This window comes from Amycolatopsis sp. NPDC051061, from assembly GCF_040682935.1.
In the GTDB taxonomy this organism is placed as follows: Bacteria; Actinomycetota; Actinomycetes; order Mycobacteriales; family Pseudonocardiaceae; genus Amycolatopsis.
In genome coordinates this window covers 227080-241741 of the sequence record NZ_JBFBBZ010000004.1, presented here as the reverse complement: position 1 = coordinate 241741, position 14662 = coordinate 227080, and the positions used below count along the sequence as shown (strand labels likewise).

General features: G+C 72.1%; 14 protein-coding genes and 1 pseudogene. 13 read left to right on the top strand and 2 right to left on the bottom strand.

Annotated elements, in window-relative coordinates; translation table 11 throughout:
• The first annotated feature begins 113 nt into the window (after positions 1-113).
• Both AB0N03_RS07615 and AB0N03_RS07610 read left to right on the top strand, forming a co-directional pair.
• Entirely contained in the window at positions 114-1208 is a 1095-nt protein-coding gene (locus tag AB0N03_RS07615; protein WP_364366932.1) for a hypothetical protein, read from the top strand.
• 136 nt (positions 1209-1344) lie between these two features.
• On the top strand, positions 1345-2184 hold the full coding sequence (locus tag AB0N03_RS07610; RefSeq protein ID WP_364366930.1) for an SAM-dependent methyltransferase: 840 nt from the start codon (positions 1345-1347) through the stop codon (positions 2182-2184).
• Between the two features lie 65 nt (positions 2185-2249).
• On the opposite strand, the gene AB0N03_RS07605 is transcribed toward AB0N03_RS07610, so the two are convergent.
• Positions 2250-3083, bottom strand: coding sequence for an aldo/keto reductase (locus tag AB0N03_RS07605; RefSeq protein WP_364366927.1), 834 nt, complete (start codon positions 3081-3083; stop codon positions 2250-2252).
• A gap of 23 nt (positions 3084-3106) precedes the next feature.
• Positions 3107-4353: pseudogene (locus tag AB0N03_RS07600) on the bottom strand (MFS transporter).
• A 140-nt stretch (positions 4354-4493) separates the two neighbouring features.
• On the opposite strand from AB0N03_RS07600, the gene AB0N03_RS07595 reads away from it, so the two are divergent.
• The 11 genes from AB0N03_RS07595 (at position 4494) to AB0N03_RS07545 (ending at position 14617) form a co-directional block, all read left to right on the top strand.
• Positions 4494-4943 carry a MarR family transcriptional regulator gene (locus tag AB0N03_RS07595; RefSeq protein WP_364366924.1) on the top strand — a complete coding sequence of 150 codons (450 nt, stop codon included), beginning with the start codon at positions 4494-4496 and terminating at the stop codon, positions 4941-4943.
• A gap of 314 nt (positions 4944-5257) precedes the next feature.
• Positions 5258-6529, top strand: a complete 1272-nt coding sequence (locus tag AB0N03_RS07590; protein ID WP_364366921.1) for an ROK family transcriptional regulator — start codon at positions 5258-5260, stop codon at positions 6527-6529.
• Between the two features lie 260 nt (positions 6530-6789).
• A complete protein-coding gene (locus tag AB0N03_RS07585; RefSeq protein WP_364366918.1) occupies positions 6790-6924 on the top strand; it encodes a hypothetical protein in 135 nt (44 codons plus the stop codon).
• 22 nt (positions 6925-6946) lie between these two features.
• On the top strand, positions 6947-8068 hold the full coding sequence (locus AB0N03_RS07580; RefSeq protein ID WP_364366915.1) for an inositol-3-phosphate synthase: 1122 nt from the start codon (positions 6947-6949) through the stop codon (positions 8066-8068).
• A complete protein-coding gene (locus tag AB0N03_RS07575) occupies positions 8065-8892 on the top strand; it encodes an SCO3242 family prenyltransferase (protein WP_364367163.1) in 828 nt (275 codons plus the stop codon). The genes AB0N03_RS07580 and AB0N03_RS07575 overlap by 4 nt, the downstream gene beginning before the upstream one ends.
• Positions 8889-9710 (top strand): sugar phosphate isomerase/epimerase family protein, encoded by an 822-nt coding sequence (locus tag AB0N03_RS07570; protein ID WP_364366912.1) that lies wholly within the window; start codon positions 8889-8891, stop codon positions 9708-9710. Before AB0N03_RS07575 ends, AB0N03_RS07570 begins: the two co-directional genes overlap by 4 nt.
• A complete protein-coding gene (locus tag AB0N03_RS07565) occupies positions 9707-10252 on the top strand; it encodes an EboA domain-containing protein (RefSeq protein WP_364366909.1) in 546 nt (181 codons plus the stop codon). The genes AB0N03_RS07570 and AB0N03_RS07565 overlap by 4 nt, the downstream gene beginning before the upstream one ends.
• A complete protein-coding gene (locus tag AB0N03_RS07560) occupies positions 10252-11103 on the top strand; it encodes a TatD family hydrolase (protein WP_364366907.1) in 852 nt (283 codons plus the stop codon). Before AB0N03_RS07565 ends, AB0N03_RS07560 begins: the two co-directional genes overlap by 1 nt.
• Complete coding sequence (gene eboE, locus AB0N03_RS07555) at positions 11100-12227, top strand: metabolite traffic protein EboE (protein WP_364366905.1); 1128 nt, start codon at positions 11100-11102, stop codon at positions 12225-12227. Before AB0N03_RS07560 ends, eboE begins: the two co-directional genes overlap by 4 nt.
• Positions 12224-13591 (top strand): nucleotide pyrophosphatase/phosphodiesterase family protein, encoded by a 1368-nt coding sequence (locus AB0N03_RS07550; RefSeq protein WP_364366903.1) that lies wholly within the window; start codon positions 12224-12226, stop codon positions 13589-13591. Before eboE ends, AB0N03_RS07550 begins: the two co-directional genes overlap by 4 nt.
• 21 nt (positions 13592-13612) lie before the next feature.
• Positions 13613-14617, top strand: a complete 1005-nt coding sequence (locus AB0N03_RS07545) for a sugar phosphate isomerase/epimerase family protein (protein WP_364366900.1) — start codon at positions 13613-13615, stop codon at positions 14615-14617.
• Positions 14618-14662: the final 45 nt, after the last annotated feature.

Genomic DNA, 14662 nt, shown 5'->3' with positions numbered 1-14662 from the left:
ACCGGCCTGATCGCCCAGGTCGACTTCCGGCTGGTGCTGTTCGCGTCGTCCACTGAGCCGTGCGGTGCGAACCTCGCGCGGCCGGGCAACCCCGGCCCGCGCGGCACGTCCGTGTGATCATGAGAATCCCGGCGCTGCTCGCGTCCGTCCTCACCCTCCTGGCCGTGTCCGGCTCGCCCGCGACGGCGGAAACCGTGGTCCCGAAGGGGTTCCAGCCCGCTTCGACGAGCTGGACCGGGCCGGACACCGGATACGTCCTGGGGTACTCGCCGTGCGCGAAGTCGTGGTGCCCGGCGCTGCTCGGCACGTCCGACGGCGGGACGCACTGGCGGCGCCTCGGCGCGCCGCCGATGTCGTTGCCGGACAACCACAACCACGTCGCGCTGACGTTCGTCGACGACCGCGTCGCCTACGTCAGCGACGGCGTCCACGTGCGCACGACGCGCGATGGCGGCGCGAGCTGGCACCCGCTTGGCCTGGCCGGCGCGCGGGAGCCGTACTACCTCTCGAAGATCACCGAAACCGCCGGCCGGGTCTTCGCCGTCCTCACCAGCTTCGGCGAGGGGCACGGCTCGACGCGGCTGTACTCGGGCGCCGCCGGCTCGGCGGTGCTGGTCCCGGCGCCCGGCTTCGCGGCCGGTGGCGGGATCACCTACGGCGACCTGGCCGTCGGCGGCGGCCTGCAGGTCGCGCTCGGCGCGGACTACGGCACGGAGAAGTACTGGACCTCGCGCGACGGCGTCCGCTTCACGCCGGCCGAACCGCCGTGCCCGGCCGGGTCGGTCGCCTCGCTCGCCGGGGTGCGCGACCGGCAGGTCGTGGCGTTGTGCGGCAGCAGCCCGGGCTCGCCGCAGCCCGGTTCGACCGAACGGCAGCTGCGGCACGCGCCGAAGCTCGGGGGGACGTTCAGCGGTGCGGACGCGGCGCCGTTCGCCGGGATCACGCAGGGCTTCGCCGCCGCGTCGCCGTCGTCCGCGACGGTCGCGGCGGAGGGCGGCGGCACCGGGTTCCTGCACAGCACGGCCGACGGCGGCCGCACCTGGACGACGAGCGTGCTGTCCGACCGCGGGCTCAGCCTCACCGATCTGGACTTCCCGGGCCGCGGCATCGGGGTGGTCGTCGACGGCCAGCCGGACGCCGACGGCGGCTCCGCGGTGTATCGGACCACGGACGGCGGGCACATCTGGCGCGAATGGACGATCGGGTAGTTGTCCCTGGCAGGCAAGGCCCTTCGGCCCGGTTCACTTGGTGAACGGCATGTCGTAGTCTGAGCACTGTCCGTTGCCGGACACAGGTGGCCGGGCCCGGGCAGGGGCCGGCGCCACAGACGAGGGAGAACAGTCGATGACGCCTGGCGACCTGCGGTCCGGAACCGAGGGCGGCTCCGCTTCCCTCGATTTCTCCAAGGCGAGCCTGGCCCGGCTGTCGGACGCACTGCTGGGCGGCCACGACCACTACGAGGTCGACCGCGAAGCGATGCGGCGCCTGCTGGCGATCGCACCCGGCGCGCGCACGATGGCGAAGGAGCACCGCGACTGGCTGGTGCGCGCGGTCCGGTTCCTCGCCGGGAAGCGCGGCATCGACCAGTTCCTGGACCTGGGCTCGGGCATGCCGACGGCGGAGAACACCCACCAGGTGGCCCAGCGGTACAACCCGGACGCGCAGGTCGTGTACGTCGACAACGACCCGGTCGTGCAGGTGCACGGCCGGGCGCTGCTCGAAGAGAACTACCTGACCCACGTGACGGGCGCCGACCTGACCCGCCCGGCCGAGACGCTGGCCGACGACGTCGTCAAGGACTACCTCGACTTCACCCGGCCGGTGGCGCTGATCCTGACGTCGATCGTCCACCACATCGACGACTACGAGCGCGCGAAGTCGATCGTCGCCGAGTACGTGGCGGCGCTCGCGCCCGGCTCGTACCTGCTGCTCACGCACAACTTCGACCCGGAAGAGGACTCGCCCCGCCAGGAGCTGGCGCGGCTGCTCGAGACGAGCTTCCAGGGCACCGGGCTGGGCAGCGTGCACCGCACCCGGGAGCAGATCACGTCGTTCTTCGACGGCACGGAGCTGCTCCGGCCGGGGCTGGTCTACCTGCACGAATGGTGGCCGGACGGCCCCCGGATCCACCCGCTGAGCGAGCTGAACTTCCTCACCCTGGGCGGAGTCGCCCGCAAGCAGTGAGGGCTGCCGCGGCTCGTCGTGAGTGGTTAGGGCGGTTCTAACCGCCCTAACCACTCACGACGGGGTCAGGCGGCGTTGAAGGTGTCCGGGTCCGGGCCGGTGCGCTCGCCGCGGTCCAGCGGCGTCAGCGACTCCAGTTCCTCCTCCGCGAGGGTGAACCCGAACAGGTCGAAGTTCTCCTCGATCCGCGACGGCGTCACGGACTTCGGGATCACCACGTTGCCCAGCTGCAGGTGCCAGCGCAGCACGATCTGCGCCGGCGTGCGGCCGTGCTTCACCGCCAGCTCCGCGATGATCGGGTCGCCCAGCAGCGAGCCGCCCTTGGCCAGCGGGCTCCACGCCTCGGTCGCGATCCCGTGCTTCGCGTCGAACTCGCGGAGCTCCTGCTGCTGCAGGTAGGGGTGGAGCTCGACCTGGTTGACCGCCGGGGCGACGTCAGCGGCGTCGAGCAGGCGCTCGAGGTGCGCGGGCTGGAAGTTGGACACGCCGATCGCGCGGACCCGGCCGTCGGCGTGCAGCTTCTCGAACGCCTTCCACGTGTCGAGGTACTTGTCGCGCTCGGGCGTGGGCCAGTGGATCAGGTACAGGTCGAGCTGCTCCAGGCCGAGCTTCTCCATGCTCGAGTCGAACGCCCTGAGCGTCGAGTCGTAGCCCTGGGCGGAGTTCCACAGCTTCGTGGTGACGAAGAGCTCGTCGCGGGCGATGCCGGACTCGGCGATGGCCTGGCCGACGCCCTTTTCGTTGCCGTAGACGGTGGCGGTGTCGATGCTGCGGTAGCCCGCTTCGAGCGCGGCCTTCACGGCGGTGGCGGTCTCGTTGTCCGGGACCTGGAACACGCCGTAGCCCAGTTGGGGCATCCGCACGCCGTTGTTGAGTTCGATCACGGGCACGCTGGTCACAAGGGTTCCTTTCGGTGGGTGGTTCATCGGGCGGGTACCCGTTCCGCGGCTGCGAAACGAGCCGGGGCCTTGCGGTCGAGCAGGCCGGAGACGAGCGCCACGGCGAGGCCCGCCGCGGCGAGCACGGCGCCGATCCAGTTGGGGGCGGTGTAGCCGAGGCCGGCTTCGATGGCCTGGCCACCCAGCCACGCGCCGCCGGCGTTGCCGAGGTTGAACGCGGCGATGTTCGCCGCCGAGGCCAGCGCCGGGGCGCCCTCGGCCTTGGCCATCACGCGGGCCTGCAGCGGCGGGACCACCTTCTTGTGGGGGCTCCGGGTGGCGGAGCCCCCGGCCCGGGACGAAGGCCCGGAAAGACTCGCGCGAACCCGGCCGCGCCGAACAACGCGATCGTGATCGCGGCCGGCACCTTCGCGTGCGCGGTGAAGCCGAACGCCACCAGCACGATCGCCAGCGCGGCGAGGATGACGTACAGGCTGGGCATCAGCTTGCGGTCCGCGGCCTTGCCGCCGAGCAGGTTGCCGGCGAGCAGCCCGGCGCCGAAGAGCACGAGCAGCCAGGTGACGGCACCGCTGGAGAAGCCGGCGACCTCGGTCATCATCGGCGCGATGTAGGTGAACGACGCGAAGACGCCGGCGAAACCGAGCGCCGTCATGGCCAGCGCGAGCCAGACCTGCGGACGGCGGAACACGGCCAGTTCGCCGCGCAGGCCGACGTCGTCCCTCTTCGGCTGGTGCGGCACGAGCGCGAGAATGCCGATCGCGCCGGCGACGCCCAGCACGCTGACCACCCAGAACGTCGAGCGCCAGCCGAAGGCCTGGCCGAGCGCGGTGCCGGCCGGCACGCCGAGCACGTTGGCCACGGTCAGCCCGGTGAACATCAGCGCGATCGCACTGGCCTGGTTGGCCGGGGCGACCAGCGAGGCGGCGACGACCGAGCCGACGCCGAAGAACGCGCCGTGCGACAGGGCCGCGACGACCCGGCCGGTCATCAGCAGGCCGTAGCTCGGGGCCAGCGCCGAAAGGACGTTGCCGGCGATGAACAGGCCCATCAGGGCGACCAGCACGGTCTTGCGTGGGACCCGCGAAGCGAGCGCGGTGAGCACGGGGGCACCGACGACGACGCCGAGCGCGTAGCCGGAGATGAGCAGGCCTGCGGACGGGATCGAGACGCCGAAATCGGCCGCGACGTCGGGCAGCAGGCCCATGATCACGAACTCGGTGGTGCCGATCCCGAAAGCGCTGATCGCGAGGGCGAGCAGAGCGGCGGGCATGGACTTCCTTCTTCCGGAGGTAGAGTGGTTATGAGCGTGAGCAACTACGAGCGTCCGAGATAGTTGCACACGCCGTATATTGCACAGGCTTGATGATGCGGCGTGCAAGGGAGTACGCGCAAGCCGGGGAGAGGTGAACCGTGTCACTGGACGACGACGCCGTCGAAGCCCGCGCTCAGGGCTGGCGCACGCTGGCCGCGCTGCACGCGCGGATCGAGGACAGGCTGCAGCGCGCGCTCGAGCGCGACCACGAGCTGTCGGTGAGCGAGTACAGCGTGCTCGACGCGCTGGGCCGCCAGGACGGCTTCCACCTCCGGATGAACCAGCTCGCGAACGCCGTGGTGCTCAGCCAGTCGGCGACCACCCGGCTGGTCACGCGGCTGGAGAGCCGCGGGCTGCTGGCCCGCTACCTCTGCGCCGACGACCGCCGCGGCATCTACACGGAGGTGACGCCGGCGGGCCGGGCCCTGCTGACGGAGGCTCGCCCGACCCACGACACGGCGTTGGCCGAGGCGCTCGCCGAAGCGGGAGCGCTGCCGGAGCTGGCGCCGCTGGTCGCCGCGCTCGGCACGCTCACCTTCACCCGCTGACCGACCCAGCTCGCTTGCGGAAAGTTTCGGTGCGGCCGCGACACTTTCGAGCCGTCCGGACCAAAACACGGCACCGTCCCGATCAGCGGTACACGACCAACGGCGGTCCCGTTCGGCGGGGGGATTGCGGCGGCCGCGCATCCTAACCCCTGCTCCATCCGTGGGACCCTTTTGCTGCCGTCGTGCGATAGTTTCGCTGGTCAGACCGATTTCTGTGGCTTTTGTCCACGAAAGGCGCCACGGTCCCTCGTTGACCCGATCGTTTCGCCGCACCTAATTTGTTGAACCACCAGACGAACCGGGGTGGTGTCGGCGTGGACTCCTCCTTCTCGCTCAGACCGGTGCGCCCGGCCGACCAGGCCGCCGTCCGCCGGAGCAACCTCGCGCTGGTGCTGCGGCACCTGCGGGACGCGGGACCCCGTTCGCGGGCGGCGATCGCCGCGGACACCGGGCTGAACAAGGGAACCGTTTCGAGCCTCGTCTCGGAACTGGTCGAGCGCGGGCTCGCGCGCGAAGGCGAGCGGGAACGCGCCGGCGCGGTCGGGCGCCCGGGCACGATCGTCGAGCTGGACGGCCGTGACGTCGGCGGTATCGGCGTCGAGATCAACGTCGACTACCTGACCGCGCTCGCCCTCGACCTCACCGGCACGGTGCTCTTCGAACAGCGCGTGGCCCTCGACGTCCAGGCGCTTCCCGTGGCGAAGGTCCTCGACGCCGGCGCGGAGCTGACCGCACGGGCGCTGCGGGAGTGCCGGCGCCTCGGGGTCGTGCCGGCCGGCGTGACCGTCGGCATCCCGGCGCTCGTCGACGTCGCGAGCGGCACGGTCGCCTTCGCGCCGAACCTGCACTGGACCGACGTCGCGGTGGTCCGCGGCATCACCGAACGGCTGACCCGGCGCCTCGGGCCGCCGTCGTTCCCCATCCGCACGGCCAACGACGCGAACTTGGGCGCGCTCGGCGAGTACGCCATGGGCAGCGTCGCCGGGACCGCCGACCTCGTGTACCTGACCGGCGAAATCGGCGTCGGCGGCGGCGTGATCTCCGGGGGACGGCTGCTCGGCGGCGCGGAGGGCTTTTCCGGCGAGGTCGGGCACATCCAGCTCGACCCGGCGGGCCGCGTCTGCGGCTGCGGGCGCCGCGGCTGCTGGGAGACCCTCGTCGGGCTGGCCGGGATGCTGCGGCTCGCCGCGTCGCCGAGCGACCCGGTGCACGACCCGGCACTCGACCTCGAACAGCGGCTCGACATGATCCGCCGCCGCGCCGAGCTGAAGGACAAGCGCACGCTCGACGCGCTCGCCCAGGTCGGCACCGGCCTCGGCGTCGGGGCGGCCGTGCTGGTCAACGTCTTCAACCCGCGGGTGGTGCTGCTCGGGGGTTACTTCGCCCAGCTGGGCCCGTACCTGCTGGGCCCGATGCTGGCCGAGCTGGAAGCCCGGGTGATCGCCCCGCACATCGGGGGCTGCCGCGTCGAGCTGTCCTGGCTCGGGTTTTCCGCGGCTTCGCGCGGCGGCGCGCACGTCGCGCTGCAAGCGGTGTTCGACGACCCGGCGCTGGTGCCGGTGCGGCCGGAAAGGGACAGCGGATGACACGCGTGGAGTTGACCGGTACCGGCCAGGAGCGTCCCGGAGCCTGCCCGTCGTCGGTCGCCGGGATCCGGCGAAGCGCCCGCCGGCCGTCCCGGAATCCGCAAGATGGGACGTGCCGCCACCGGATTCGCGGGGCAGACTGGTCTGGCCCGGACGGCCGAGCCGCCGCAGGTGGAGGGGCTCGAAGACCCGGCGGGCCGGGAAACTCCGGCCACGGCGACCCGGCGCTCCGCCGTCGTCACGAAGGAGCGCGGAAACACTTGATCGACTACGGCGATGTAGTCCGGGTGGACCTCTGTGCGCCCGGGGGGACCGCGCTCGCCGCGGTCGGCGAGCGCGCCGCGGCGAGCAGCGTCCTGACCCGCGTCCCGTCGGGGGCGACCGGCGCGGGCTGAATTTGCCGAACTGGAGGAAATCATGGGGAAGATCGGTGTCTGGCTGATCGGTGCCCGCGGATCGGTGGCCACGACGGCCATCGCCGGCGCCGCCGCGATGCGGGCGGGTCTGGCCGCGCGCACGGGGTGCGTGACCGAACTGCCGGACTTCGCCGGACCGCGGTTGCCCGGGCTGGGCGACCTCGTCTTCGGGGGCCACGACGTCGTCGACACGCCGCTGCTCAAGCGGGCCGAGCACCTGGTCGCGGCGGGCGTGCTGCCGCCGACCCTGCCCGGCCCGGTCAGCGCCGAGCTGGAAGCGGCCGAAGCCCGGCTGCGGCCGGCGCCGGACGGTGGCGGGCGCGCGGCGATCGACCGGATCGTCGCCGACCTGACGGCGTTCCGCGAGGGTCTGGACCACGTCGTCGTCCTCAACGTCTCTTCCACCGAGCCGCCGTGCGCCCCGCACCCGGCGCACGCTTCCCTGGCCGCTCTCGAAGCCGCGCTGGACGCGGGGGAGGACGTCCTCCCGGCGAGCGCGGTCTACGCCTACGCCGCGTTCCGCGCGGGGTGTGGCTTTGTCGACTTCACCCCGTCCACCGGCGCGCGGCTGCCCGCGCTCGACGAACTCGCCCGCACGGCGGGGGTGCCGTACGCGGGCCGCGACGGCAAGACCGGCGAGACGCTGCTGCGGTCGGTGCTCGCGCCGATGTTCGCCCAGCGCGCGCTGAACGTCCTCTCGTGGTCGGGCACGAACCTGCTCGGCGGCGGCGACGGCGCCACGCTCGCCGACCCCGGCGCGGCGTCGAGCAAGAACGCGTCGAAGCAGCAGGTGCTTTCGCAGAACCTCGGCCGGGACGTCGACGGCGAGGTGCACATCGACTACGTCCCGGCGCTCGGCGACTGGAAGACCGCCTGGGACCACGTGCTCTTCGAGGGCTTCCTCGGCACGCGCATGACGCTGCAGCTCACCTGGCAGGGCTGCGACTCCGCGCTCGCCGCGCCGCTGGTGCTCGACCTGGCCCGGCTGACCGGCAAGGCGTGCCGCGACGGCGTCGCCGGCCCGGTGGCCGAGTTCGGGTTCTTCTTCAAGGATCCCGTCGGCGACGGGCCGCACGACCTCGCGTCGCAGTACGCGGCCCTGCGCGAGTGGGCGAACCGGTGAAGGCGTTCGTCGAACTCGTCCGCGCACCCGCGGCGCTGACCGTGCCCGGCGACGCCGTGGCCGGGGCCGCCGCCTCGGGCTGGCCGTTCGGCCGCCGCACGCTGGCCCTGACCGGCGCGTCCGTCTGCATCTACTGGGCGGGCATGGCGCTCAACGACTACGCCGACCGCCACCTCGACGCGATGGAACGCCCCGAGCGGCCGATCCCGTCGGGCCGGATCAAGCCGGGTACCGCGCTCGGCGTGGCGACCGGGCTGACCGCGGGCGGGCTGGGCATCGCCGCGGCGGCCGGCGGGAAGCGGGCGCTGCGCGTCGCCCTGCCGCTGGCCGCGACGGTCTGGGCGTACGACTTCGTGCTCAAGGAGACCGTGTTCGGGCCGGCCGCGATGGCCGCGGCCCGGGCCCTGGACGTGCTGCTCGGCGGGGGCGGTGCCCGGGCGGCGGTGCCGGCCGCGCTGACGGTCGGGGCGCACACCTTCGCCGTGACGACGTTGTCAAGGTCGGAGGTGACCGGGGCCAAGCCCGCCCTGCCGGCGGCGACCCTGGCCGCGACGGCCGGGGTGCGCGTCGCCGCCGGCCGCGTCGGTCCGCTCGCCTCGGCGCTGCTCGGGACGTACGTGGCGACGACCGGGCGGGCACAGTACGACGCCGTCCGCGATCCGGCCGCCCCGAAGATCCGGCGCGCGGTCGGCGCGGGCATCCACGGGATGATCCCGCTGCAGGCCGGGCTGATCGCCCGGACCGGGGCGTGGCGCTCGGCGCTGGCCGTCGCCGCCGCGTTCCCGATCGCGCGGGCGCTGAGCCGGAAGGTGTCGCCGACATGAGGTTCGGGTACGGCACCAACGGCTTCGCCAACCACCGCCTCGGCGACGCCCTGCGCGTCCTTTCGGACCTGGGCTACGACGGCGTCGCACTGACGCTCGACCACCAGCACCTCGACCCGTTCGGGCCGGACCTCGCCCGCCGCGTCGCCTCGCTGGCCGCCGAGCTGGACCGGCTCGGGCTGGCCGTCGTCGTCGAGACCGGGGCCCGGTTCCTGCTGGACCCGTGGCGCAAGCACTCGCCGACGTTCCTCGATCCCGGCCGCGCGGCCCGGATCGAGTTCCTGGCCCGGGCCGTGGAGATCGCCGCGGACCTTGGCGCGGAGGCGGTGTCCTTCTGGAGCGGGAACAAGCCGGCCGATCTGTCCGCAGAGGACGCCTGGGACCACCTGGTCGCCGGCTGCACCGACGTGCTCAAGGCGGCCGACGAGCACGACGTGAAGCTCGGGTTCGAGCCGGAACCCGGGATGCTCGTCGAGGACCTCGACGGCTACTTCGAGCTGGCCCGCCGGCTCGGCGACCCGGAGCGGTTCGGGCTGACGCTGGACATCGGGCACTGCCGGTGCAACGAGCCCGCGTCCGTGCCCGACTGCGTCCGGCGAGCCCTGCCGCGGCTGGTCAACGTCCAGATCGACGACATGCGCCGCGGCACCCACGAGCACCTCGAGTTCGGCCGCGGCGAGATCGACTTCCCGCCGGTGCTGGACGCGTTGTCGCCCTACCCCGGGCTGGTCGCGGTGGAACTGCCGCGGGACAGCCACGCGGCCCCGCGGATCGCCCGCGAGTCGCTGGAGTTCCTGCGCAAGGCGGTGACCGCATGAATGCGTGGCTCGATGAAGCTCTGACCAAGGTCGCCGACGACGCGACGGCGTTGCGCACGCTGTTCCCCGCTGTCGGCCGCCGGGTCGGCCGGGGCCCGTCGGACAAGCCGGGCTGGACGGTCGACGACGTCGCCCGGGTCCGGCTCCTCGAAGCCGCGCCCGGTGCGGCCGCCGAGCTGCCGGACCTCTACCGCTACGGCGACGCCGCCGAGAAGCGGGCCGTCCTTCGTGGACTGTCCGTCGTGGACATCGGGGACGCCGGGCTCGACCTGGTCGCGGACGCCCTGCGCACGAATGACACCCGGCTCGTCACCGCGGCGATGGGGGAGTACGCCGCGGAACACCTGGACGACTCGGCCTACCGCCACGGCGTCCTCAAGTGCGTCTTCATGGGCATCCCGCTGGCCGAAGTCGCCGGGCTGGACCGCCGGACCGACGAGGAGCTGCTGCGCATGATGCGGTCGTTCGCCGCCGAGCGCACCGCCGCGGGCCGCGACGTGCCCGCCGACCTCCTCCCGCTGCTGACCGAACAGGACGCCTGATGCGCATCTTCGACCCGCACATCCACATGAGCTCCCGCACCACCGACGACTACGCGGCCATGCACGCCGCCGGGGTCCGCGCGCTCGTCGAGCCGGCGTTCTGGCTGGGCCAGCCCCGCACGAACGTCGGCAGCTTCACCGACTACTTCGACGCGCTGGTCGGCTGGGAACCGTTCCGCGCGAGCCAGTTCGGCATCGCCCACCACTGCACGATCGCGCTGAACCCGAAGGAGGCCAACGATCCCCGGTGCGCGCCGGTGCTCGACCTGCTGCCGCGCTACCTGGAGAAGGACGGCGTCGTCGCGGTCGGCGAGATCGGCTACGACTCGATGACCGCCGAGGAGGACAAGGCGTTCGCCGCGCAGCTCGCCCTGGCGATCGACCACGACCTCCCGGCGATGGTGCACACCCCGCACCGCGACAAGGCGGCCGGGACCGAGCGCAGCATCGCCGTCGTCCGGGAGTCGGGGATCGCGCCCGAGCGGGTCGTGCTCGACCACCTCAACGAGGTGACCGTCGCGATGGTCAAGGAGTCGGGCTCCTGGATGGGCTTCTCGATCTACCCGGACACGAAGATGGACGAAGAGCGGATGGTCGCGATCCTGCGCGAGTACGGCACCGATCGCGTCCTCGTGAACTCCGCCGCGGACTGGGGCAAGAGCGACCCGCTCAAGACCCGCAAGACCGGCGACGCGATGCTCGCCGCCGGGTTCACCGAGGACGACGTCGACCAGGTGCTGTGGCGCAACCCCGTCGAGTTTTACGGCCAGAGCGGGCGGCTGGACCTGGAAGGCGAAGCGGCGGAAGCCGAGTTCGCGGGCAACTCGATCCTGCGGGGTGCGCGCAAGTGAGGTTCCGGCATCGCGACGGCACGCTCGTCCACCTCGCCTACTGCACCAACGTGCACCAGGCCGAGGACCTCGACGGCGTGCTCGCCCAGCTGGCCCGCTTCGGCGAGCCGATCCGGGAACGCCTGGGAACCGGCCGCCTCGGGCTCGGCCTGTGGCTGGCCCGGCCGGTGGCGACCGAGCTGACCGCCGACCCGGGGGCGGTCTCCCGGCTTCGCGGCGAACTGGCCGCGCGCGGCCTGGAAGTCGTCACCCTCAACGGGTTCCCGTACCAGGGCTTCCACGACCCGGTTGTGAAGCACAAGGTGTACCGGCCGGACTGGTCCACGCCGGAACGGACGCGGTACACCCTGGACCTCGCCCGGCTGCTCGCCGAGCTGATGCCGGAGGACGCCGTGCGCGGCAGCGTCTCGACGTTGCCGCTCGGCTGGCGCACGGAGTGGCAGGACGACCGTGGCCGGCTCGAGCTGCTCGCCGAGGGGCTGGCGAAGCAGGAGCGTCCGGTGCGCGTGGCGTTCGAGCCGGAGCCCGGCTGCGTCATCGAGACGACTGCGCAGGCCGCGTCGCTGCTGTCCGAAGTGGACAAGGACTGGCTGGGCGTCTGCCTCGACACGTGCCACCTCGCGGTCGGGTTCGAGGACCCGGCGGCCGCGCTGGGGCGATTGGCGGCCGCCGGGCTCGACGTCGTCAAGCTCCAGGCGTCGGCCGCGCTGGAGGCCGCGAACCCGGCCGATCCGGAGACGCGGAAGGCGCTGGAATCCTTTGTGGAACCCCGGTTCCTGCACCAGAGCAACGAAGGCGCCCCACCGGGCGCCGACGACCTCGACGAGGCACTGGCCGGTGGCCTCCCGGGCGAGGCGCCGTGGCGCGTGCACTTCCACGTGCCGCTGCACGCCGACCCGGCCCCGCCGCTGACGTCGACCCGGCCGGTGCTGTCCGGAACCCTGGCCGAGCTGTTCGGCGGCGCGACGGCGCGCACCGACCACGTCGAGGTCGAGACCTACACCTGGCAGGTGCTCCCGGACGCACCCGCCGACGACGCCGGGCTGGTCGCGGGCATCGCGGCCGAGCTGGACTGGACCCGGCGTTCCCTTGTCGAACTGGGCTTGAAAGAGGTTTCGGAATGAGTTTGCTGGTCATCGACGTCGTCGGCCTGACGCCGCGGCTGCTCCCGCACATGCCGAACCTGCGCAAGATGGCCGAACCCGGCTTCACCGCGCAGCTCGACACGGTGTTCCCGGCCGTGACGTGCTCGGTGCAGTCGACGTTCCTCACCGGGTTGCAGCCGGCCGAGCACGGGATCGTCGGCAACGGCTGGTACTTCCGCGACCTCGGCGAGATCTTCCTCTGGCGCCAGCACAACAAGCTGGTGCAGGGCGACAAGTTCTGGGACGCCGCCCGCCGCGCGCAGGCCGGGCACAAGGTCGCCAACGTCTGCTGGTGGTATGCGATGGGCATGGACGTCGACCTGACGGTGACCCCGCGGCCGATCTACCACGCCGACGGCAAGAAGTCCCCGGACGCCTACACCCACCCGCCCCAACTGCACGACCGGCTGGTCGGCGCGCTGGGCGAGTTCCCGCTCTTCACCTACTGGGGACCGACGGCCGCGATCACGTCGTCGAAGTGGATCATCGCCGCCGCCCAGAAGATCATGACGGAGGACAAGCCGGACACCACGCTCGTCTACATCCCGCACCTGGACTACGACCTCCAGCGCTTCGGCCCGGACGCGCCCCAGGCCGCGGCCTCCGCGCGCGAGATCGACGCGGCTTTGCAGCCGTTGCTGGACTTCGCGGCCGCGGGCGGGCACACCGTCGTCGCGCTCTCGGAGTACGGCATCACGAACGCGAGCCGCCCGGTCGACGTCAACCGGGCGCTGCGCCGTGAGGGCCTGCTCAACGTGTACGTCCAGGCGGGCATGGAGTACCTGGACCCGTGGACGTCGAGGGCGTTCGCGGTCGCCGACCACCAGGCCGCGCACGTCTACGTCGCCGACCCCGCCGACATCCCGCGGGTGCGGGACATCGTCGCCGGACTGTCCGGAGTGGACGTCGTGCTCGACCGATCGGCCCAGGAAGGAATGGGGATCAACCACGAGCGGGCGGGCGAGCTGGTCGCGATCGCCGAGCCGGACGCCTGGTTCACCTACTACTACTGGCTGAGCGACGACCGCGCGCCGGACTTCGCGAAGACCGTCGAGATCCACCGCAAGCCCGGCTACGACCCGGCCGAGCTGTTCTTCGACCCGAACGACCCGGCGGTGAAGCTGAAGGCGGCGTCCGCGCTGGCCCGCAAGAAGCTCGGCCTGCGGTACTCGATGCAGGTCGTCCCGCTCGACCCGGCGCCGGTGCGCGGCAGCCACGGGCGGCTGCCCGACTCGCCCGAGGACGGGCCGGTGCTGCTGTGCTCGGACCCCTCGCTCGCGCGCGAGAAGGTCCACGCCACCGAAGTCAAGGACTTGTTGCTAGCGGCTATCCGAACTGAGTAGGACGCACCAGGAGGTCAGGACATGGCACGACCGTTGACCCTGTTCACCGGGCAGTGGGCCGATCTGCCGTTCGAGGAGGTGTGCGAGCTGGCGAGCGGCTGGGGCTACGAAGGCCTCGAGATCGCCTGCTGGGGCGACCACTTCGAAGTGGACCGCGCGCTGGCGGAAGACGGCTATGTCCAGGCGAAGCTGGAGACGCTGGCCAAGTACGACCTCAAGGTGTGGGCGATCTCGAACCACCTGCTCGGCCAGGCCGTCTGCGACCACCCGATCGACGAGCGGCACGAGGCCATCCTGCCCGCCCGGATCTGGGGCGACGGCGAGGCCGAGGGCGTCCGGCAGCGGGCGGCGGAGGAGATGAAGACCACCGCCCGCGCCGCGGCGAAGCTCGGCGTGTCCACTGTGGTCGGTTTCACCGGCTCGTCGATCTGGCACACGGTGGCGATGTTCCCGCCGGTGCCGCCGTCGATGATCGAGCGCGGGTACGCCGACTTCGCCGCACGGTGGAACCCGATCCTGGACGTATTCGACGAGGTCGGCGTCCGCTTCGCCCACGAGGTGCACCCGAGTGAGATCGCGTACGACTACTGGAGCACGGTCCGGACGCTGGAAGCGATCGGGCACCGCGAGGCGTTCGGGCTGAACTTCGACCCGTCGCACTTCGTCTGGCAGGACCTCGACCCGGCCGGGTTCCTGTGGGACTTCAAGGACCGCATCTACCACGTCGACTGCAAGGAGGCCCGCAAGCAGCTCAACGGCCGCAACGGCCGGCTCGGCTCCCACCTGCCCTGGGCGGATCCCCGCCGCGGCTGGGACTTCGTGTCCACCGGCCACGGCGACGTCCCGTGGGAGGACGTCTTCCGCATGCTGAACGCCATCGGTTACGACGGCCCGATCTCCATCGAGTGGGAGGACGCGGGCATGGACCGGCTCATCGGCGCACCGGAAGCGCTGGAGTTCGTCCGCAAGCTCAACTTCACCCCACCCACCGCGGCGTTCGACGCCGCCTTCTCCTCGAAGAAATAACGCTTCTGTTCAACGGGTGACCGCCAGCCCCGTCGGAAGGTGAAC